The 21,050-nt window shown below is 70.8% G+C and carries 15 protein-coding genes and 3 pseudogenes; 6 read left to right on the forward strand and 12 right to left on the reverse strand.

Annotation, left to right across the window (positions count from 1 at the left end):
• Nucleotides 1-116: 116 nt before the first annotated feature.
• Nucleotides 117-1,046 carry an RNA polymerase sigma factor SigJ gene (gene sigJ, locus ACZ4U1_RS00410; RefSeq protein WP_467897700.1) on the forward strand — a complete coding sequence of 310 codons (930 nt, stop codon included), beginning with the start codon at nt 117-119 and terminating at the stop codon, nt 1,044-1,046.
• A 52-nt stretch (nt 1,047-1,098) separates the two neighbouring features.
• Here the strand turns inward: sigJ and ACZ4U1_RS00415 are convergent, their stop codons facing one another.
• The 3 genes and pseudogenes from ACZ4U1_RS00415 to ACZ4U1_RS00425 form a co-directional block, all read right to left on the reverse strand.
• Nucleotides 1,099-1,935, reverse strand: coding sequence for a DUF3566 domain-containing protein (locus ACZ4U1_RS00415; RefSeq protein ID WP_467897702.1), 837 nt, complete (start codon nt 1,933-1,935; stop codon nt 1,099-1,101).
• Between the two features lie 1,029 nt (nt 1,936-2,964).
• Nucleotides 2,965-3,742, reverse strand: a pseudogene (locus tag ACZ4U1_RS00420) (IS5 family transposase).
• A gap of 114 nt (nt 3,743-3,856) precedes the next feature.
• Nucleotides 3,857-4,944, reverse strand: a pseudogene (locus ACZ4U1_RS00425) (IS701 family transposase).
• A gap of 103 nt (nt 4,945-5,047) precedes the next feature.
• Here ACZ4U1_RS00425 and ACZ4U1_RS00430 point away from each other — a divergent pair.
• Nucleotides 5,048-5,445: pseudogene (locus tag ACZ4U1_RS00430) on the forward strand (transposase); the annotation flags it as partial.
• Nucleotides 5,446-5,713: 268 nt separating this feature from the next.
• On the opposite strand, the gene ACZ4U1_RS00435 reads toward ACZ4U1_RS00430, so the two are convergent.
• Both ACZ4U1_RS00435 and ACZ4U1_RS00440 read right to left on the reverse strand, forming a co-directional pair.
• Nucleotides 5,714-6,037 carry a hypothetical protein gene (locus ACZ4U1_RS00435; RefSeq protein WP_467897705.1) on the reverse strand — a complete coding sequence of 108 codons (324 nt, stop codon included), beginning with the start codon at nt 6,035-6,037 and terminating at the stop codon, nt 5,714-5,716.
• Nucleotides 6,038-6,431: 394 nt separating this feature from the next.
• Nucleotides 6,432-7,301, reverse strand: coding sequence for a hypothetical protein (locus ACZ4U1_RS00440; protein ID WP_467897708.1), 870 nt, complete (start codon nt 7,299-7,301; stop codon nt 6,432-6,434).
• 611 nt (nt 7,302-7,912) lie between these two features.
• Between ACZ4U1_RS00440 and ACZ4U1_RS00445 the strand changes: the two genes are divergently transcribed.
• Complete coding sequence (locus ACZ4U1_RS00445; protein ID WP_467897711.1) at nt 7,913-8,284, forward strand: hypothetical protein; 372 nt, start codon at nt 7,913-7,915, stop codon at nt 8,282-8,284.
• Nucleotides 8,285-8,399: 115 nt separating this feature from the next.
• Here ACZ4U1_RS00445 and ACZ4U1_RS00450 read toward each other — a convergent pair whose 3' ends face one another.
• From ACZ4U1_RS00450 to ACZ4U1_RS00460, 3 genes are all read right to left on the reverse strand, one after another.
• On the reverse strand, nt 8,400-8,687 hold the full coding sequence (locus ACZ4U1_RS00450; RefSeq protein ID WP_467897714.1) for a hypothetical protein: 288 nt from the start codon (nt 8,685-8,687) through the stop codon (nt 8,400-8,402).
• Nucleotides 8,688-8,952: 265 nt separating this feature from the next.
• Nucleotides 8,953-9,764, reverse strand: a protein-coding gene (locus ACZ4U1_RS00455; RefSeq protein ID WP_467897717.1) for an IS5 family transposase whose coding sequence is annotated in 2 segments (ribosomal slippage) — nt 8,953-9,423 and nt 9,426-9,764 — 810 coding nt in all. Because the reading frame shifts where the segments join, the coding sequence is not laid out codon by codon here.
• Between the two features lie 123 nt (nt 9,765-9,887).
• Entirely contained in the window at nt 9,888-10,376 is a 489-nt protein-coding gene (locus tag ACZ4U1_RS00460; RefSeq protein ID WP_467897720.1) for a GNAT family N-acetyltransferase, read from the reverse strand.
• Nucleotides 10,377-10,578: 202 nt separating this feature from the next.
• Between ACZ4U1_RS00460 and ACZ4U1_RS00465 the strand changes: the two genes are divergently transcribed.
• Nucleotides 10,579-10,710 (forward strand): hypothetical protein, encoded by a 132-nt coding sequence (locus ACZ4U1_RS00465; RefSeq protein ID WP_467897723.1) that lies wholly within the window; start codon nt 10,579-10,581, stop codon nt 10,708-10,710.
• A 5-nt stretch (nt 10,711-10,715) separates the two neighbouring features.
• On the opposite strand, the gene ACZ4U1_RS00470 is transcribed toward ACZ4U1_RS00465, so the two are convergent.
• The 3 genes from ACZ4U1_RS00470 to ACZ4U1_RS00480 are packed head-to-tail and all read right to left on the reverse strand — an operon-like array spanning nt 10,716 to nt 15,501.
• Nucleotides 10,716-12,092, reverse strand: a complete 1,377-nt coding sequence (locus ACZ4U1_RS00470) for an MFS transporter (protein ID WP_467897726.1) — start codon at nt 12,090-12,092, stop codon at nt 10,716-10,718.
• A gap of 8 nt (nt 12,093-12,100) precedes the next feature.
• Nucleotides 12,101-14,131 carry a PEP/pyruvate-binding domain-containing protein gene (locus ACZ4U1_RS00475; RefSeq protein ID WP_467897728.1) on the reverse strand — a complete coding sequence of 677 codons (2,031 nt, stop codon included), beginning with the start codon at nt 14,129-14,131 and terminating at the stop codon, nt 12,101-12,103.
• Complete coding sequence (locus tag ACZ4U1_RS00480; RefSeq protein WP_467897730.1) at nt 14,128-15,501, reverse strand: ATP-grasp domain-containing protein; 1,374 nt, start codon at nt 15,499-15,501, stop codon at nt 14,128-14,130. The genes ACZ4U1_RS00475 and ACZ4U1_RS00480 overlap by 4 nt, the downstream gene beginning before the upstream one ends.
• Before the next feature lie 374 nt (nt 15,502-15,875).
• On the opposite strand from ACZ4U1_RS00480, the gene ACZ4U1_RS00485 reads away from it, so the two are divergent.
• On the forward strand, nt 15,876-17,225 hold the full coding sequence (locus ACZ4U1_RS00485; protein ID WP_467897733.1) for a PAS domain-containing protein: 1,350 nt from the start codon (nt 15,876-15,878) through the stop codon (nt 17,223-17,225).
• A 473-nt stretch (nt 17,226-17,698) separates the two neighbouring features.
• Nucleotides 17,699-19,336 (forward strand): M4 family metallopeptidase, encoded by a 1,638-nt coding sequence (locus ACZ4U1_RS00490; protein ID WP_467897736.1) that lies wholly within the window; start codon nt 17,699-17,701, stop codon nt 19,334-19,336.
• A gap of 171 nt (nt 19,337-19,507) precedes the next feature.
• On the opposite strand, the gene ACZ4U1_RS00495 is transcribed toward ACZ4U1_RS00490, so the two are convergent.
• The gene (locus ACZ4U1_RS00495; RefSeq protein WP_467897739.1) at nt 19,508-20,932 is read right to left on the reverse strand and encodes a non-reducing end alpha-L-arabinofuranosidase family hydrolase; all 1,425 of its coding nucleotides are present in this window, start codon (nt 20,930-20,932) and stop codon (nt 19,508-19,510) included.
• Nucleotides 20,933-21,050: the final 118 nt, after the last annotated feature.

Raw genomic sequence — 21,050 nt, forward strand, 5'->3', positions numbered from 1 at the left:
CTGTGACATCAGCGCCCGTAACCGTGGCGTGGCTCACACCCGGCCGCCCCCATGTCACACTCGCGACGCGACGGACCTCTTCGGTCGGAACACAGTCCGGGGAACAGGAGGAATACATGACCCCTACACCGCCGTGGCATCCCGTCCAAGACGCCGTCACCGAACAGTTCCTGGACCACCGCGAGCTGCTGTTCTCGGTGATCTACAACATGCTGGGCAGCGTCACCGACACCGAGGACACGCTCCAGGAGGTGTGGCTGGCCTGGGCCGCCCGCCACCGCAACCCCGACGGCAAGCCCGTCGACAACGCCCGCGCCTACCTCACACGCATCGCGGTCAACCAGGCTCTCGCCCGCCGCGCCCACCTGAGCCGCCGTCAGGAGACGTACCTGGGCCCCTGGCTGCCCGAACCGCTGCTGGCCGCGCAGGACGACGCGCCCGACGGCGCCGAACGCGCCGAAGCACTGTCGATGGCTGTCCTCGTCGTTCTCGAAACGCTCTCGCCGTTGGAGCGCGCCGTGTTCGTACTGCACGACGTGTTCGGCTTCGCCCACCCGGAGATCGCGCAGATCCTGGGCCGCTCACCCACCGCGGTACGCCAACTCGCCACCCGCGCCCGCCGCCACATCCACGCCCGCCGCCCACGTCACCGGCCCCCGCGAGACCAGCACGCCCGGGTCACCGAACGCTTCACCGAAGCCGCCCTGGGCGGCGACCTGCGGGCCCTCCTCGAAGTCCTCGCACCCGACGTGACCCTGTGGACCGACGGCGGCGGCAAAGGCCCCGCAGTCAGCCTCCGGCCGGTGCACGGCCGAGACCGAGTCGCTGCCGTGTTCACGGCGATTGCCCGTGCCCTGCCTCCCGAAGGCGTCGACGTCCGGTACCGGTTGGTGGCCGGTGACCCCGGCGCCCTCGTCTTCTCCGGCCAGAGCCCGCTCGCCGTCGTGGTGGTGGACCTCACCCCGGACGGCGAGCACATCGCCGGCATTTTCTCGGTCACCAACCCCGACAAGCTCACCGGCATCCACTCCCCCACCATGACGTAGCTTCGTTCCACGCCCCAGCCTTGCCTCCCAGTCACCGGTAGGCGCCAAATCATCACGCGAGGTGTCCTAACCACCAGATGAAGATGTCGCGTTGGCGGGCTGCATGCCGTCGGTGTCGTCGTGGGGCGAACCCAGGCGGGCGCGGATGCTTTGGAGGAGTCGGTGAACGTAGCGCGGCATCTGCGGCGTCGGCAGGTCCCCACCCTGCGAGGTTCTCGTCCAATGTCAGCTCGACGCCTCCGGTGCATTGTGTGGACATGTTGTAGATGAAAGCGGCCAGAGTGAGGAACGCTGTGCCGAGCACTACCTCCAGCATGGCGACGAGGGCGGCGATGCCCAAACTCCAGCCCAGAGACGGCCATCCCGGGTCGATCACCGCCAGGATCATCCACAGACCGGCCACGGCCACGATGACGCCCGAACCCAGACCGCACAGGACAAGAAAGCTCGTTACCATCACCGACCAGGGATCGGCCTGCGATAGTCGCAGCCGTATCAGCCGTGGCCGGTGCACGGCGCCCTCTGCCTGCGGTCGTTGATCGCTGCCGGCCGGACCGACAGAGGCGGAGTCGCGAGCGCGGTCGGCAGCCAGCGGCTTTCCCGCAGGTGGTTGCTGCAAGCAATGGGCAGGAGGCGTGCGCTCAGTCGGCAGGGGCTGCCGTTTCTCGGCCTGGTCCTGCGCACGAAGGCCCTTCGGGTTGACGGGCTGCGGCCTGTCCGCGACAGGTGAGTGGGTGTCGACGGTTTTCGCCGGTGCCGCCTTCACAGCAGGGCGGGTTCCGGCCTGCGAGCCTGCTTGCCGGAAGTGATGAGGAGCTGAGGCACTGCTCTGGCGTGAGGTCTTCTGCTTGCCGATCCCCCGGCGGATCCTGCGTTTCGATGGGCTCATGCTCTGTGATCTTCCTGCCTGACAAGGCCGCCCTGCCTGGTCCCGCTTGGTTTGGTGGGCGCTAGCCGGTAGGTCTCCGACGCAGCCGGGCAGTGCGTTGCTCCCAGGTATGTGCACGCATGTGGCGTGTCGCCGCGCAGGGGATGGGGGTCTGCACCCCGAAGGATGCATCAGTGCAGCAAACCTTCTCGGCCTCGCGGCATCCTGCAGTTGTCCAGGTTGGTCAACTTGTACGCGCATTAGACGGTATGCGGGGGATGGTCATCGCGCATCCGGAGTACGGTCCATGAGCGGGGTCTCACCAGTGCGCAGCCGTTTTACCGTCCCGGGGAGGCGGTAGTGACGGCCAGGGCAGCAAGGATGACGCCGTAGGCCAACACCATCATCACCTTACGCATCACGCCCGGGCGCGGTGCGGCCGAGCGGTGGCACTGCCGATACAGCCGGGCCGGTCTCACGCACACGGGGCTCGGGCCAGTAGGCGCCCAGCAGTCGCGGACGCAGGGCCGCGCGATCGTCACTCACGCTCTGCCCCAAGACCGGCAGTCCGCCAAGGTAGCGCCGCTACGGCCCTCGGAGCACACGTAGTCCAAACTGGTACTAAAGGTATGCTGGCCGACTGTCCATGCCTGGGCCGCGCCCGACCGCTTCAGGCCCGCAACGTCCCAGAACATGAAGCAGGTGTCACCCGAATGGCACTGCCAGGCAGTGTACTCCACGCGGGTGAGGTCTCCTTGAGGCGAAAGGCATCCCTGCAAGGAGGCCACCATGTACGAGATGCGCCCAGGGCCCGCCACGTCCGATAGCACCGTGGTGTGGCACGTGATCGCCAAGCAGGCACTGGCCGCCCTGTGCGGTCAAGAAATCGCCCAGCGTACGGAAGCCGCACAGGTGGAGCAGGCACGTTGCTGCAGAGCGTGCATGGCCACCTTCACCGAACTCGTGAGGACCGAGCCAGACGTCGGCGGCCAATCCGCCCCAGCAACAGCTCAACCCACGTAGTCGCCATCGGAGGAGCACCGTACCCCGCTACACCGCCCTCCTGCTGGGGACGAGCAGCCCCCCCCCGGTGACCCTTGTCCGCCTGCCCGCGCCCGTGACCAATCCTGCCCAGAGCAGGAACAAGGCCAGGCAGACCGCTGCTTCGTACGAGGTGGCGGTCTTGTCATACCTGGTCGCCAGGCCGCGGAACGTCCTGAGCCGATTGAAAACAGCGTCCGATGCCTCCGCGTCGGCCGCGGTTTTGTCGATGCCCATTCTGGTCTTGCTTCGTTGGGATGGTGGGGCCGATACCGCGTCTGCGCAGGTAGGCGCGGAGGCCTCGGGAGCTGTACACCTTGTCCACGATCACGTGGTCGGGGCGGCAGCGTGGCCGTCCTGGTCCGGTGCGGGGCACGCGGATACGTTCGAGCAGGGGGCGTCCCCAATCGTCGCAGCCCAGGTGGATCTTGGTGGTCAGTCCGCCTCGGGATCGACCGAGGGCGTGATCGTCCGGTTCTTCCTGCCCGCACTTCCACCTTTTCGGCCGGTGGTGACCGCGTGCTGGTGGGCGCGGACGATGGTGGAGTCGATCTGGACCAGCCAGTCGATGTCGCTAACGGCATCCGCGCGGGGCTGGTTCTGCTGCAGAGCTCTGGTGAGTACGCGTCGAGCGCGTAGCGGCGGAAGCGGGTGTAGACCCCGTCTGCCAGGGCCCGTAGCGCTCCGGTAGGTCGCGCCACGAGATCCCGGTTCGGATCTTGTAGACCATGCCGTTGATGACCTGCCGGTCCTCCACGCGCGGCCGTTGCGTAGCGGCCCGAGAAATAAGCGGGGCGAGTAACTCCCATTCCTGGTCGGTGAGTTCATGGCGCCTGGGTTGCGGTTTCGGTAGTGCACCGGCGGGGGATGGCCCGGCGGTGTCTTCTCCAGGCCGACCATGTCAGTGCATGGGTGACGGGGTCGTGAATGGTTCGGGGACGGGGCAGGAGAGCGTCCAGGCCTCGCCGGATCTCCGCCACGGTGAGCGGGATGAGGGCTGATGCGTTTCTGCGGCCCTCTTTGTGTCGTTGCCGGCTGGGCTGCAAGTGCGGTCAGGACTGCGTGGGCGAGCATGGGCAGGGTGATGTGCCGATACCAGCCCGCGTATCGGCGGACCTTGTACTCGTCCAGGCCGCATTCGTTCTTCGCGGCCTGGAAGCACTCTTCGATCTTCCAGCGGCTGCCGGTGATGCGGGCCGGCGCGCTGATCTCGATGCCGACGGGTGCGTAGGCCAGGTAGTAGGCGATCTCGCCGGGGTCGGACAGGCCGCGGCGGGCCAATACCCAGCGGTGATGGGTCGGCGGGTCGGGATCGAAGATGATGTCGGCAGGCAGTCTGGCCGCGGCCCAGTCGTGGACTCGCGGGCCCTTCGCTCCGTCGCCGCAGGACAGCCGCTGCCAGGCATCAGCAGGAGCATCCCGGATGAGTTGGTCGATGCGCCAGATCCCGGCCAGGGACTTGATCTGCTGGGATTCGGGCACCGCCACCACGTATCCGGCGCCGAGCTGCTCGAGCAGGCGGCGGGAGTGCCAGTCCTGTCCGTAGGCCTCGGCCGCGGTGACCCACGCGGCGGGCAGGCCTGCGGCCAGGCAGCGACGGACGATGTCCCGGGCCAGCTCGCCCTTCGTTGCGAACGTCCGCTCATCAGGGATCTTCGCTGCCCGGCACCGCGCGAAGTCGGAGGTCCAGGGTTTGGACAGGTAGAGCTCCCGGTCGACCACCCCCAGTCGTTCCGCCACGTAATCGCGGACATCGTCACGCAGGGCGTCCGCGTCTCAGACGCTGCTGTTCAGCACCCGCTGGAAGCCGTCCGGAGTGCGGTGGCCTGCCCACTCCGCGAGCTGCCAGCCGTTCTTGCGCGTCGCCTGCCCCAGCAGACCACGGACGTACGCCCGCATCCGCCACCACAGATCCACCCTGCCGAACCCGCCCGCCACCCGGGCGAACACCGATTCCAACTCGGCAGCCAAGAACGCGACTTCAGTCATCCCCTCCACAGCAGGACAACGACAACTACCAGCTCAGGGCGCGAACCGCTGCTGGAGTACTAAGACGTCGTTTCCTTTGGCGGTTTGGCTCGTTGTGCTGGACATGACCAGTTTTGCCGAGCGGTTGGTGCTTGATGAGTTGTGGGAGTTGTTCCGCAGGGTGGTCCCCGAAACGGTGGTGGTGCGGCCGCAGGGAGGTGGCCGTCGACGAGCCGGGGATCGTGAGTGTCTGGCCGCGATCGTGGTGGTGGCCACGTCGGGCTGCACGTGGCGGCAGGTGCCGCCGTTGTTCGGCCGGGCCTGGCCGACGGTCTACCGGAGGTTCGCCCGCTGGAGCAAGGAGCGGGTCTGGGCCCGTCTCCACCGGGTCATCCTCGATGAACTCGGCGCCCGGGGAGGGCTGGACTGGTCGCGTTTCGCCATCGACTCGGTGAGTGTCCGAGCCCTCAAAGGGGGCTTTTGACCGGACTGAATCCGACCGATCGCGGCAAGAACGGATCCTTCACCGACACCGACCCGTCGGTATGCAGCGTGACCACACACCGTCCGCCACCCCGGCTCACTGCCTCGTCAGCGGCGTAAGCAACTCGAGATCAAGGTGTTCGGGTCCGCCCGGCGCGAACTCTGCGAATCCCTGGCGGATCCGATCGATATGGTCCGCGTCCACGGTGCCGGCCCAGTCGTGCGTGGTGTTTACCCAAGAAGCCCTTGATCCATCCATTCGGCAAGTATCCGTCGTGCTCTCGTTGAGGCTGCCGCAACGAACCGGTCAGCAGTGATCGTCAGGGCCGGGGTCGATGCTCTCGCCAAGGTCGGCGAAGAGGTTGCGGATCCGGTCGGTGATGGCGTTGTGCCGTTCGACCTTGCGGGGCCAGCCGCGTTCAACGGCATTCTGGGCGAGCTGCTGTTCACGGTCGAGCTGGGACCGCAGGCGCGGTGCGTACTCACTGGTGGTGAGGAACTTCGAACAACGGAGGTAGAGGTCGCACTCGCAGCGGCCCTCGACGGGCGCCCGCGAGGGCCTGGCCGCCGCCCGCGCCCTCGGCAAGGTCGGCGGCCGCCCCACCGTGGTCGACGAGAAGATCCTGAACATGGCCCGGGACCCGCACGCTCTACAACCACATCCGGACCTGCGCGAGCTGCGAGCCAGCCGCATCCCCGCCCAGCTCGACACCCCCCGCGAGGTAGCCGAAGCGAGGAAGATCAATCTCACCGGGATTTCCTGTACGCCGACTACTCACACCCGACCATGCTGGTGGTCCAGGCTCCCACCACCTTCGAAGGCCAGAAGCAAGCCCTGACCCAGGTCAGGAACCGCCAGCGGGCCCGCCCCGAGACCGGGGCGGCCCGCACTGCGCAGCTACACCATCAGCGTGCCCTGCTAGGGACTGTCCGGCGAGTCATGAGCGGATCCCCCCGAGGCGTACCGCAACAACGGTGACGGTGCCGTGGACGACGTAGGCACGCTGCACCCCACGGACGACGGTTCAGGAACCGTAGGTGATGGATACCTGCGCCGATCCGGTGGCGGGGCTGGAAGTGCCGCCCGCCGGGACGAGGTTCGACCCGCCACCGCCGCCGCCGGGCCCGCCGGCGGCGGCGGTGACCAGGAAGCAGCCTCCACCTCCGCCGCCACCGTGCCAGCCGCCGCCACCACCGCCACCGCCGAATCCGCCACCGCCCGTGCCGCCGGTACCGGGCCTGCCGTCGGTGCCAGCCTTGGGGGAGCCCTCGGGGCAGGCGGCTCCGCCCTTGCCGCCGTGGGTCTGGGTTCCGCCGCTACCCCCGCCGCCGCTTTCCGGTCGCTCGCCGCCGGGCTTCCCGGTGTCGCCCGCGTTTCCGCCGGTGGCCTCGCGGACGGGACCGGTGAAGCTGGAGCCGCGTCCGCCGCCCCCGCCGCCGGCGGCGACGATGAGGCGGGGGTCGGTGCCGGGAACGCCGGTCAGGGCACAGTTCGCGCGCGCCGAGCTGCAGGTGCGGACGTCACTGGCACCGCCGCCGCTGCCGCCGGGGCGCTGACCGGTGACGGCTCCGCCGCCCGTGTCGACGTTGACGTAGTAGGTGGTGCCGGGCACCACGGTGAGGGTGCCGGTGACGGTGGCGCCGGTCCCGCCCGCTCCGCCCTCGATGGCGGACCGTCCCGGCTCGCCTGTGGCGGTGACGGTCAGTCGGGTTACGCCGGCCGGTACGACGAACCGCTGGTTGGCGCCGGCGGTGAATGTCTTGGTCACGGGCACCGCTGCGGCGGGCGCCGCGGGCACCACCAGGACCGCTGGCAGCGCCGCGGTGGCGAGCAGGAGCGCGACCCGTCGGGCCGTGCGCTGAGGGCGGTTGGATTGCTCTGGGGTCAAAGTCACGATGGGGACTCCTGGACAGGGCCGTCGCCCCCCGGACGCGCGGACGTAGGTAGATGGTCCGGCCCCTGCACGGGACCGTCCGCCGCAGACCGTCCGGCCGCAGCGGTCAGGTGTCATGCTCTCCCTCAGTCTCCCCGTTTCCCGGTCCGCCCGCCTCCCGGCGTCCCGGTCCGTCCCGGCGGACACCTTCGAGCAAGCCGGCCGGGCCCCGGGGGAACGCTCGTTGGAGGGCCGGGCGCGGGCGGCTGGCGGGCGTCGGCGCGCGCGTTGGAGCGGGCCCCGCGCACCGCCCGGGGCGGCGGCGCGATGGTGGTCCTCACCCTCCTGGTGGCGCTCGTGGAAGCGGTGGAGGCCCCCGCCTGTGGCACGAGGCGCAGCAGCACCGCGCGCAGGCGAAGGCCGCCGAGGCCGGGCGGCTGCTGCGCGAGGCCGCCGCCGCGGCCGGCGCACCCCCGAAGAAGCCGGGCCCGCCTCGTACCACGCGGACGTCAGCGGCGGCGGGCCGTGGCCCGAGTACGCCCGGCGCCGTTACCGGTGTGCCGCCCCGTGCTCCGGGTCCGCCCAAGCCGGGTGCGGGGAACCCGCTGACCCGCCCGCAAGGAGCCCCGCCCGTGTCCAGCCCCGCCCCCGACCCCGCCGCCGTCGACCCCTTCGCCGAGTCGATGGCGGAGGCCGCCCAGACCACCGCAGCGGCCTTCCGGCTCATGCTGACCATCTCCGACGCCGTACGCCGCGCCGCCCAGAAACACCGCCAGGGCCAGGAGGACGACCTCACCGAGCAGGAGGAGAAGCTCGCGCCGCGCTGGGCCGCCGACGCGCTGCGCCCGCTCCTCGACCCGGGGGGTGCTGGAGGGGCTGATAGCCGATCCGGGCCGGCCCGCGACGGCGCGCCAGCTGTTGCTGCTGCAGAAAGCCGCCCCTGGCAGTTCTGCACGCCCTCGAAGCACGGACCGGCTGGTGGTTCACGCTTCCTGGATTCTTGAGGCCGGGGGTGCATGGGAAAGCCCCGCACCTGGCGGTGCGGGGCTTTCTGCTGCGACCGGACTGGGCCAGGCAGGTCCGAGCCGTGTCGAGCTGGGCCGGGCCGAGGGCGGCCGGTCAGGCCTTCCGGATGTTGTAGCCGAGGGTCGTGCCGACGCAGCTGGTGCTCCGGAACGAGCCGCTGACGACCCATCCGGTGGGGACGGGGGAGTAGGAGCACACGGTGGCGTAGCTCTGGCCGGCGGTGTTGCCGATGTTGTAGGCGACGCCGGTTGCGGTGCAGGTGCTGGTGCTGTACGAGCTGGTGATGACCCAGTCGGCCGGAATGGCGGCGTCGGAGCAGACGTTCGCGCTGCCCGCAACCCGCTGAGGGGCGGCCTGCGCCTGCGCGGTCGCGGCGGTCACGACCGCTATATCGACAGCGAGGTCGAGGAGCCTCCGTCCGAACGCATAGCGGCATACGTCGCGGCGCTTCTTGAGCGGTGGTGCGACCTCACTGAGGACGAGGAGGACACTTCGCCCTGGTCGACGGGCCCGTTGATCGGCGAGGCCAGTGGTCCGTTGATCTACTTCCCGATGCGGTGGAGCATGGCCGAGGAGGCATTGGCCTACGCGGCATCCGCGGCGGAGTCCATGGGTCTGGTCTGTTTCGACGTGCAGCAGGACCGGCTCAGGCCTTGAGTAGGGTCGCCAACCGGCGAGAGCCGATGAGGGCTGCGGCTATGCCGACGAAGGCGAGGAAGTGTTCGGCCTTGCGCTCGTATCGACGGTGGAGCCGGCGGCAACCGGCGAGCCAGGACACGGTCCGTTCGACCACCCACCGGTAGGGGCCGAGACCTTGTGAGGACTCGATGCCCTTGCGTGCGATGCGGTGGCGGATGCCGCGTTCGCGGAGCCACCGACGCAGGTGGTCGTAGTCATAGCCCTTGTCTCCGTGGAGCTTGTGGGGGCGCCGTCGACGAGGTCCGCGTCGGGACCGGATCGGCGGGATGTCTCGCACGAGCGGTTCGAGACCGAGGCTGTCGTGCATGTTCGCGCCCGAGACGCCCAGTGAGAGCGGCAGTCCATTTCGGTCGGTGATCAGGTGGATTTTCGATCCAGGCTTGCCACGGTCGGTCGGATTCGGTCCCGTCAGAGGCCCCCTTTTGCAGCCCGCATGCTGACGGAGTCGATCGCGCAGCGCGACCAGTCCAGTTCCCCGCGGGCGCCGAGTTCGTCGAGGATGACGCGGTGGAAGACCCGGGCTCGGCTCCAGTGGGCGAAGCGTCGGTAGACGGTCTGCCAGCTCGGACCGAACACCGGCGGGAGCTGCCGCCAGGTACAGCCCGAGGTGGCCAGGAAGATGATCGCGGCCAATGCTTCACGGTCACCCGCCCTACGCCGACCGCCGCCCTGCGGGCGTATGACCTCCGTCGGCGGTACCACCCGCCGAAACAGCATCCACAACTCGTCCGGCACCAGCCGCTCGACCAAGTCCGTCATGCACGGCTCAACGAACGAACACGCCATAAGAAACGACGTCTAAGGGGTGCCCGAGGTGGATCAGCTGGTGCGGCATGGCGCGTATGCAGGCGGAGCCAGTGCCCTGCGAACCGGCCCACAGAGTCATTCCGAGGGAATGCGGAACTCGAATTCGGGACGGTCCCACGGCACGGCGGGCGGGTTCGCGCGCACGGTCCCGATCCGCACTGCACCGACGCGGTGGTAGAAGTCCTCGGCGGGAACATGCGACACCACCTTGAGACGGTCGAGCCCGGCGGCACGGGCCTCGGACTGCATGTGCGCGACGAGCAGCCGCCCGATACCCCGTCCTTGCGCTTCATCGGCGACGAACAGCAGGTCGAGCTCCGGTGGAGCGAGGACGAGCGAGTAGAACCCGAGGATCCGGCCTCCATGCTCCTCGGCGCCGACGGCTACGAAGGCGCGGTGGGCCTCGATGTAATCAGGACCGACCCGGTAGCCCGCGACTGCGGCTGCGTACTTACCCTCGTACGCGCCCGAGCCACGCACGAGCCGCGTGAGCCGTTTGGCATCCCGCGCCACGGCCCTCCGTATCGTGATCGGCTGGCCGGTCGGGGAAGTGCGTGCATTCATCGGGAGAGTATTTCGCACCGGGGACTGCCTTCGTACGGCGGGTCGGCTGCAACTTGGTCGGGAGCAGCGCAGGGGGAGGCACTGTGGCGAGCGAGATCTCGGCACGCCGGGGACAGTACCCGGACGAAGACGCTGGTCGGCGCGGAGGTGAGGAGCCTGGACCGGTTCGCCGGCCGGCACCGTCCTGCTCGGCTACAGCACCGTGCGCAGCCCGGTCCGCACGCAGGGCTTCGGCACCCCGGTGGTGACCAGGACGGACGACCGCGAGCCCTACGGCGTCCGGCGCGGCTGGTCCCCGCCCCGGCCGGCGGACGTCCACGATCGCATGCCGTGACGCACTCACCGGCCCCGGTGGGGACCCAGGGGCGGCTGCGCGGCACCCTCGTCCGCCGGCAGGGATGCCGGCTGCTCCGACGGCCGGGGGACGTGGGAGCCGGGGGTGGGTGTACGGGCGGTGGAGTGTGCCGTCCGGGGCTCGTCCGTCCGGCGGGTCCGGTGCAGGGCCAGGTGCAGGGCCGGGATCAGGACGCAGGTGACGGCGGCGCTGTGCCACAGCAGGGCGTCGAGTCGGCCGGCCGTGAGGTACGCGCCCGCGGCGACCGCCGCGAGTGCGCACACCCCGCGGTCCACGATGCTCTCCACGGACAGCAGCGTGGCGCGTGGCGCGTCGGCCGGGACGGCGTCGTTGACGAGCTTGCGCTGCACCGGGTACACGAACCCGGTGATCGCGGCGAACGCGCACAGCAGCGCGACCACGGCCCACGGTGCGCCGAGGGTGGTGGCGGCGAGGGTCACGGCCAGCGCCACGCTCAGCAGGGACACCCACTGGGCGGCGGACAGCCGGCGGCTCAGCCAGCGCGGACGCGCCGAGGCCACGGCCTCGGCGACCGTCATGGCCGCGAGTATGCCGCCGTGCGCGCCCTCCCCGATGCCGTGGTCCAGGAGCACCGGCTGGAAGAGGTTGACCTGGCATATGCGGGCGAGCGTGAACACCGCGACGCCCTGCACCATGAGCAGCGGCAGCCACGGTGAGGCGCGCAGGGCCCGCAGGGCGGCCCCCGTATCGTGCAGGAGGGTGCCGCGCCGCCGTCCGCCCGCGCGGGGCCCGGCGGCCGGGCGGGGGGTGAGGCGCGGCAGGGCCAGCGCGCACAGCAGCGACCCGGCGGCGCAGGCCGCGCTGAGGACGTACGGGGCCGGCCGGACCAGCCTCATCAGCGGGCCGACCAACGGCCAGCACAGGACCTTGCCGGCCAGCCCTAGGGAGCGCGCGGTGCCCTCGGCGTCCAGGTAGTGCGCGTCGGCCCCTTCGGCGCGCAGCGCGTCGTAGAGGTAGGCGCTCGCCGCGCCCGACGCGAGGGAGCGCCCGGCCGCGATGGCGAGGAAGTGCACGAGGAAGCCGGTGTAGGAGGGGGCGAGGACGGGGGCCAGGTTGGCGGCGGTCATGACGACCGCGCCGGCGCGCAGGCAGTTGCGGGCGCCGATGCGGTCGGCGACCACGCCGGTCGGGATCTCGAAGAGGCAGAACGCGGTGTAGTAGATGCTCTGGATGCCGAAGATCTGGCCGTCGGACAGTCCGGCGTCGCGCTGGTAGGCGTAGAAGACGGGCATCCACCACAGCAGGTTGAACAGCAACTGGAAGGCGTTGTTGAGGCGGATGACGCGGCGGGCGGCCGGGGAGGGGACCGGGCCGGCGCGGCGGGCGGTGCGGGCGGGCATCGGACGGCTCACCGGGCGTAGGGGCGGATCTGGACCAGCCGGAAGTCCCCTTCGCCGGTCATCAGCCACTCGATGTCGAGGGCGTCGTCAGGGTCGTCGGCGCTGAAGTGGGACTGCAGCAGGCGTCCGGTGAGGGCCAGCCGGGCGAGCGCCGCGCGGGTGGGGGCGGGCAGGTCCTCGCCGGCGGTGCCGACGTCGAGCGTGCGCCCGCCGCCCTCGACGGTGTTGTACAGGTACTGCTGGGGCAGCACCGAGCCGTCCACGACGTGTTCGGGCGAGCCCGGGGTGCAGTTGACGTACACGTTGCGGAAGTCCTCCCGGCGGGTGGGGTTGCAGGTGACCAGGACGCCGCCGAGGCTCGCGGGCAGGTACTCCTGGACGATCACGCCCATGTAGGTGTCGTCCAGGCAGATGCCGACCTGGTGCCGCAGGCGCACGCTGCGCGGTGACAGCAGGGACGCCCACACCTGCCGCACCGCGTCCATGAGTTGTTCCGCTCCCCGCACGGTGGTCACGGAGTCGTAGATACCGGCGGCGGAGAAGCCGGGCAGGTCCTCGGCGTTGGAGGAGGAGCGCACCACCATGCGGCGTCCGTCCGCGAGCAGCCGCGGCACCGCGGAGGTGATGGCGCGGGCAACGTCCGGGGGTACGGGCGTGGCCCGTACGAGCTGCTGGAGGTTCAGGCACAGGGGGTCGACGATGTCGAACGCCTCGAGTTCGAGGGCCATCTTCAGTTTGCCGATGCCCTGTTGGAGGGCGGGTGAGGAGGTGAGGAACAGGTGGTGCAGGCGGAAGGGCAGCGCCACGCCTTCGGGTGCGCGGACGGTGTCCGCCACGTACCGGGCGGCGGCCGCCCGGAGGTGCTCGCGTGCGGCGTCCCGCTCGCCGAGCCGGGCCGCCAGGTGGCCGAGGAGGTCGTGGCGCGGGGGGCGGGGCCGGGCGTGGAACACCGTCAGGTCGGCGGTCCGGCTGTCGAGGACGTGGTGGAGTTCCCCGAGGTTGGCCGCCTTGGTGCCGTAGCTGTCACGGTCGGAGCGCCGCAGCCGGTGCAGGGCCAGGACCGGCGCTTCTTCGAGCAGGGGCGTGTCGATGCGGATGCGCTGCTGGTGCCAGGCGGGCTTGGTCAGCCGGGGCGGCGCGGCGAGCGGCTCCAGGGTGACGGCGTCCTCGCTCACCCGGTAGCGCACCCAGGTGCCGTCCAGGCCGCCCCGCCCGTCGAGGGCGTCCGGGTCGTCCAGGGCGTCGAGGTCGCGCACGATGGCGTTCGGGATGCCCCAGCCGGAGGCGAGCACGTTGGTGTGGGACAGCGGGGTGATGGGCGCGGTGTTGATGAAGCCGGCCACCCTGGGCACGTCGTCGGGCAGGCGGGGCATGGCGACGATGTCCGCCCAGCCGAGGTCGGAGGCGGCGGCCTCGTACGCGGCCGTGGTGCGGAAGTGCCGCAGACGGCCCTCGGCCTGCCCGGGGTTGAGGCAGGTGCGGGTCCGGTCGCCGAACAGCTTGTGGCTGAGGACGCGGGGGACGACCGCCTCGGGGATCGGGGCGAGTTCCCCTTCCTGCCCGTGGTTGGCCGGTTTCAGCAGCAGCGGGAGGCGTCCGTCCACGCGTCCGCGCACGTAGAGGTAGAACTCCTCCAGCAGGGCGCCGTGCATGGTGTCGGCCTCGGTGGTCTCCAGGACCAGGAAGGGGCACTCCGTGCCGTCCGCCGCCCGGTCGGTGTGCAGGGACAGCACGCCCAGCAGGAAGCGGCGGTCGGGGTCGGTGTATACGGAGGCGTTGAACGCATCCAGGCGGGCGTCCAGTTCGTCCACCGTCATGCCGAGGATGCGGGTGGCGATGTAGTTGACGTGGAAGGGGTGGACGCGGGTGTCGAGGAGGTGCCAGGTGCAGGCGTGCCGGTCGACGACGACCTTCAGGTAGGGGTGCCCGGCGAGCACACCGGACAGGGTGCGGAACAGTGGCAGGGTCAGGTTGGCGCCGACGACGGTGCGGTCCCCGCCCGTCTCGGCCGGGTCGGTGCGGTCCAGGGCGGAGGTCATGCCCGCGCTCCTTCCGTGGCGTGCAGGGGCAGGAGGTCCGGCAGGGCGTCCACGAGGGCGCTGAGGTCGTGGACGACGGTCTGCGGGCGGTCCGCGGACAGCAGGCACAGCGCGGCCATGGTGTTGGCGCCCGCGGCCGGGTCGTAGACGGGAACGGGGGCGCCGTCCGGCAGCGAGCTCTCCTCCACGACGCGTAGCCTGCTGTGCGGTCCGACCGGGGCGGAGCGCACCACCGCGGTGGAGTCCCACAGGTGACGTCGCGGCCACGGCGCGCCCGCGCCGTCCACGGCGAGGACGACGAGGGAGCCGGCCGCGCTCCGGGCGTCCTCGGGGGTCAGCGCCCTGGCCGGCCAGTCGGGTGTGCCGCCGAGCAGCTGGTCGGTGAACAGGCCGACCAGGTCGAGTCCGAAGACCTCCTCGATCTGCGGCACGGTCATCGCGCCGCCGAAGCGCGCCGCCGTCTCGATCACCCACATGCGGCCGCCTGCCCCGAGCTTGATCTCCGTGTGGGTGCCGCAGTCCTCCAGGCCGAGCGCGTCCACGGCCCGCCGGGCCAGCGCCACGATCGCGTCCTGCGCCTCGCCGGTGACGGCGGCCGGCGTGATACCGGCCCGTTCGGTGAACGGCGCGACGGTCGGCATCCGGCCGCTCACGCAGACCGGCCGGAAGACGCCCTGCGCGACCACGCCCTCGACGCTGACGTAGTCTCCCCAGCCCGGTCCCTCGAACCACTCCCCCGCGCAGCCGGTGACGATCTCCTCGACGAGGAAGTCCTCTCCGGCGCCGGCGACATGGAGCTCGGCGTATCCCAGGCGCGCCGACTCGATCATCACCGCGCGCGAACGGGCCCATGCGGCCGGGGTGTCGGCGGGGGCGGCGATGATCTGGTGCGCGGTCGAACCGGCGCTCCAGGCCGCCTTCAGCAGCAGCGGGCACCGCAACTCGCGTGAGGCGCATCGCAGTTGGTCCAGTGTGGCGACGGGCCGGAAGCGGGGCTGGGGGATGCCACGGCGTTCCCAGGCCGTGCGCATGAGCCGCTTGTCGCGGGCGAGGGCCGCGGCCGGGCCGGCCCCGCGCAGCCCGAGCCGGCGGGCGGCCTCGGCGACCGCGACGACCGCGTACTCCGAGAAGGTGACCACCGCGTCGGCGCCCACCTCGCGGGCCCGGGAGGTGATGGACGCGACCAGGTCGTCCGCCCCCGTGCCCCCGGCGGCGACGGCCGAGGCACACCACGCACGGGTGCGCTCCGCGCTGCCGGCGGGCAGTTCGCTCAGTGCCAGCAGGTGCACCTCGGCCCTCGCGGCCACCCTGGGCAGGGCGTACCCGACCGGGGGACCACCCTTGGCATGCACGTACAGCACCTTCGCCACGGGACTTCAACTCCTCTTCTTGGGCGGCTTGCTCGGGTGTCGCTTCGCGCGGACGGACGGCGGGGCAGCGCGGCGACGAGTGCGAGGCGACGAGGCGGCGGGGTTCCGGTGCGCCGGCTCTGTATCCGCGCCTGCCGTACGGGCCGCCGTCCGGCCTGCCGTCCGGGTGCGCCGTGGGACGGTTCCCGTCCAGCGAAGCAGTCGGGTTTCCCGGCTCTCGCCGCTTCGAGCGCGGTCGTCTCAGGCACATGCCTGAGTGGGCTCGCGGCCCGGGTGCCACGCGGGCCGGAGGCAGCCGCATGGCTCGGCATGTACGGGACACGGATGAGATGTCACACACCGTGACACCCGTACGCGATTCAAGGAGTTGGGCTGTGGACGAGGCCGATTTCAAGACACTGCTCGCCCGTCTGCCGGTGTCCTGGTGGGAGACGGACGCCGACTCTGGGCGGGTCCGCAGCGGGGGCGGCGCCTTCACCGACGAGCACACGGCACACCGTTTCCTGGAAGCCCTTTCGGCGGAGGCCGGGGGTCTGCCGACTGCCCGGTGGGGTGACGGCGCACGGCTGGGCGAGGGTGCCCGGCCCGGTGACGGCGCACCGTCGGGTGACGGCCCCCGCCGCACCCGGTTCGAAGGCCGCACCTTCGACGTCACCTGGTCGGCCCGGGGTGGCGACGCCCGGCGTCGTGGCATCCGGGGCGTGGCGGTGGAGGTGGGCGGCGGCACGCCGGCGGGCGCCGGTGCCTACGCGTCGTTCGCCGATCTGAGCCCGGCGGCGATGTTCGTGCGCGACGCCGCCGGGTGCTACGTGTGGGCCAACCACGCCTACGCTCACCTGTACGGCACCACTCGCGACCGCATGGTCGGCCGTCACCTCGGCGAGTTCGACGCCCCGGACGACGCGGCCCGGTTCCTGGTGCTCGACGACGAGATCCTCACCGGCGGCCACTCCCTGCGCCACACGCTCACCTACCGGCGCCCGGACGGCTCGCCCGGCCACGCGGCGGGATACCGCTTTCCCGTGTCCTGGGGGGCGCTGCGCTGTGTGGCGGGCACCTATGTGGACGTCAGCGAGTACACCCACGCGCTGGACGGCAGGCGCCGGGCCGAGGAGGACCTGCGCGCCCTGCGGGACCACAGCGGCCTGCCCTGCGTACGGCTGTCCGCGGACGGGGTGGTGGGCGAAGCGAGCGCCGCGGCCGCCGAGTTACTGCGTCTGCGGCTGTGCGACCTGGTGGGCTCGCCGGCCGACGCCTTCCTGGCGGAGACCCCGGAACGCGCCGCGCTGCACGCCGTGTGGGGCGAACTGACCGGCGGGCGGCGCAGGAACGCGCAGTCCAGTGCCGTGCTCGTCGACGGGGACCGGCGCCTGCGCCGCGTGTGGGTCCACCTCAGCGTCGTCAACCGCACCCGGGGGCGGGACGCGGGCGTGTGGGCGGTCGTCACGCGGCTCGGCCTGAGCCACGAGCCGCATCCCGCGCTCACGCCGGCCCAGGTGCGGATACTCGCCCTGCTGGCCGCGGGCTACGACAACGCCGGTGTCGCCGCGGCGCTGCGCCTGTCGCGGCAGACGGTCGACTACCACCTCGCCCGCCTCCGGCGTCTGCTGGGCGCCGCCACCCGTCCGGCGCTGGTGGCGCGCGCCTACGTGCTCGGCATCCTCTCCCCGCACTCCTGGCCGCCGCGCTCCACCACGGCGGCGCATCCGCTCAGCCCCGCCTGACCGGCCGTGTTCCCGGTGCGCCTCGGGTTCCGGCCGGCCACCCATGTGTGCCCCGGCTGTGAAGGGTCTGTGGGAGAGTTGTCGGACCTTGGAAACGGGCGTAGCGCTCCCCGACACGTCTGCGGTTCTGTCGTGTTCACCTCTCCAACCCCCCACAATCCATGGAGACTTCATGCGCCGCGCTGCCGTCAGACTGTCCACCGCCCGAGTGACCCCGGGTCACTCGGCGAGCCCGGGCCCGGCCGGACGACCGTAGCCGCCGGGGCTGCCGCACACGTGCCACCCCCTCGCGAACGCGCGGGGTCGACCGTCAACGTTCGCAGCACCTCACATGGTTGAAACTTGTCATGCACAGGACAGAGGGCCGGGACGTGAACAGGCACGGCCGCGGCGCCGCATCGACCACCCCCCACGCCCAACCGGCCGGCACCTGCCGACCGGACCACCCCCCACACCCCTCCAGAGGAGTTTGTGTGACCTCCCGTTCCCAGCGTCACCAGCACACCCTGCTGGCCCTCGCCACCGCCGTCGCGGCCGGAGCACTGCTGAGCACCACCCTCGGCGGCCCGGCCACGGCACAGCCGGTCGCACAGGACCGGCCCGGCGCGGCTCCGGTCGCCCTGTCCGCCACGGCCCGCACCACGCTCCTCCAGCAGGCCCGGTCCTCGGCCGCCGCGACGGCGGAGGCGATAGGACTCGGCGCCCAGGAAAAGCTGGTCGTCAAGGACGTCGTCAAGGACGCCGACGGCACCGTGCACACGCGCTACGAGCGCACCTACGCCGGGCTGCCCGTGCTCGGCGGCGACCTGATCGTGCACACGGCGAAGTCCGGCGAGCGCAAGGGCGTGACCAGAGCGGCGCAGGGCTCGCTGAAGCCCGCCTCGCTCACGCCGCGCATCGCCCCCGACCGGGCCGAGCAGCAGGCCCTGGGCGCGGCGAAGTCCGTCGGCTCCGAGAAGTCCCGCGCCTCCCGGGCGCCCCGCAAGGTCGTCTGGGCCGCGTCCGGCACGCCCGTCCTCGCCTACGAGACCGTGGTCGGCGGCTTCCAGGACGACGGCACCCCGAACGAACTGCATGTCGTCACCGACGCCGCCACCGGCCGGAAACTGTTCCAGTACCAGGGCGTCGAGACCGGCGTCGGCAACACGAAGTACAGCGGGAAGGTGGACCTGACGAGCACGCAGTCCGGCTCCTCGTACACGCTCACCGACGCCTCACGCGGCGGCCACAAGACGTACGACCTCGCCCACGGCGAATCCGGGACCGGCACCCTGTTCTCGCAGGACAACGACACCTGGGGCGACGGGACCACGGCCTCGGCGGCGACCGCCGCCGCCGACGCGGCCTACGGCGCACAGGTCACCTGGGACTTCTACAAGAGCGCCTTCGGCCGCAACGGCATCAAGAACGACGGTGTCGGCGCCTACTCGCGCGTCCACTACGGCAACGCCTACGTCAACGCTTTCTGGGACGACACCTGCTTCTGCATGACCTACGGCGACGGCGAGGGCAACAACGGCCCTCTCACCTCGCTCGACGTCGCCGGCCACGAGATGAGCCACGGCGTCACGTCCAACACCGCGGGCCTCGAGTACTCGGGTGAGTCCGGCGGCCTGAACGAGGCCACCAGCGACGTCTTCGGTACGGGCGTGGAGTTCGCGGCCGGCAATTCCAGCGACGTCGGTGACTACCTCATCGGCGAGAAGATCGACATCAACGGCAACGGCACGCCGCTGCGCTACATGGACAAGCCCAGCAAGGACGGCGGCTCGGCCGACTACTGGTCGTCCTCCGTCGGCGACAAGGACGTGCACTACTCCTCCGGCGTCGCCAATCACTTCTTCTACCTGCTGGCCGAGGGCAGCGGGAAGAAGACGATCAACGGGGTCGACTACGACTCCCCCACCCAGGACGGCTCCACCGTCACCGGAATCGGCCGGGACAAGGCCCTGCAGATCTGGTACAAGGCCCTGACCACGTACTTCACGTCCACCACCGACTACGCCGGCGCCCGCAAGGGCACCCTGTCGGCGGCCGGCGATCTCTACGGCGCCGACAGCACCGAGGCGAAGGCGGTCGCCGCGGCCTGGAGCGCCGTCAACGTCAAGTGACAGCGCGGGCCTGACGGGCGGCACCCGGGACTCCCCCGGGTGCCGCCCTCGCGTACGGGTGGTCGCCGGGCGGGCGACCGACACCGCCGTCGGCGTGCCGGCCTCCTCCTTCCTCCCGGCGCCGGAGCCGGTGAAGCAGGCCGCCCTGGAGTCCGCGCAGAATCGGGAAGGTCAGCGCTGCCGGGTGAGGACACCCGGCCGCCACGGCAGCTGGTCGTAGGGGCCGCCCGCGGTGGGGGACTTGCCCTGATAGAGGAACTGCAGGTTGCAGGGGTCGATGGTCATGGTCTGGTCGGGGTTGTCGCGGACCAGGTCACCGTGGCTGATGTCGTTGGTCCAGGTGGCACCGCTGTTGGCCTTGCCCGCGAAGGGGTTGCTCTCGGTGGCGGCCTGGGGGGTCCACGAGCCGCTCAGGCTGGAGGCCGTGAAGGAGCGGAAGTAACGCCCGTTCGCACCCATCGCCTCGACGATCATGAGGTACTGGTTCTGGCCCTGAACCTTGTAGACCTGCGGCGCCTCGAACAGGTTGGCCTTCGTGTCGCTCATGACCGTCGTGTACGACGAGCCGAAGTTGCCCGGGAAGTTCCCGATCGGCATGCTCGCGCGGTAGATCTTGCCGTTGTCACCGGCGAAGAACAGGTACATGTTCTGGCCGTCGGCGATCAGCGTCTGGTCGATCGGGCCGGTATCGGAGCCGGAAATGCTCCCGGTGAACAGCGGCTGCGGAGCGGACCAGCCGTTGGGGTTGGTGGGGTCGCTCGATGTGCGGTAGAGGAAGGGCCACGCACCCCACTGGTACGCCAGCACCCAGATGTTCTTGGGCGCGAAGTAGAACAGCGTGGGCGCGACCGCCGCCTGACTCATTCCGGTCTGACCGGCCGACGCCATGTCCGACCAGTTCGTGAAGGGACCGAACATCATCGAGCCGTACGACGATCCCGACACGTTCGACGCGTAGACCAGGTGCTTGCCGTTGTACGTCACGGTGGTGAAGTCCTTCAACGCGGCCCACCCGTTCGCCGGCTGGGCCAGCACACCGGTCGACGTCCACCGGTACGTCGACGGAAGAGAACACGTGCCGTCCGTCGGCGGCGTCCCGGGCAGGCCGGTCCACTTCTGGTTGCTGCCGCCGTTGCACGCCCCGATCTGTACCGCCGTGCCGTTGGCCGTACCGGCGCCCGCGGCCTCCAGGCACAGCCCGGACTCCACGCCGACGACCGTACCGTCGGAGTTCACCCGCCACTGCTGGTTCGTACCGCCGGAACAGGTCCAGATCTGCACCCGGGTACCGGCCGTGGTGGCGTGACCCGGAACATCCAGGCACGAGTTGCCGTACACGGTGAGCTGGTTGCTGTCCGTCAACGTCCACTGCTGGTTGGCCCCGCCCCAGCAGTCGTAGATCTGCAGGTACGTGCCGTTGGTCTGGCTGCCGCCCAGCACATCGAGACACCGGCCGGAACCAACACCGCGCAAGGCGCCACTGGAAGCCGCCTGAGCCGGGGCGGCCACGAGCATCGCCGCCAACGCGGCCAAGGCCGCAACCACCGCGGCGAGCACCACAGACGGATGCCTGCGGCTGAAACTTCCTCTGCGCATAGGAACTTCCTCAACCTGAGCGGCAGCAGAAATTAGCGAGGTCATGACATGACGTTCGTGGTATCGAACAATCGTCGGAGTGCCGAGCAACGTGAATGATAGGGAGCCGATGAACGGC

Source organism: Streptomyces sp. NPDC028928, assembly GCF_055564915.1.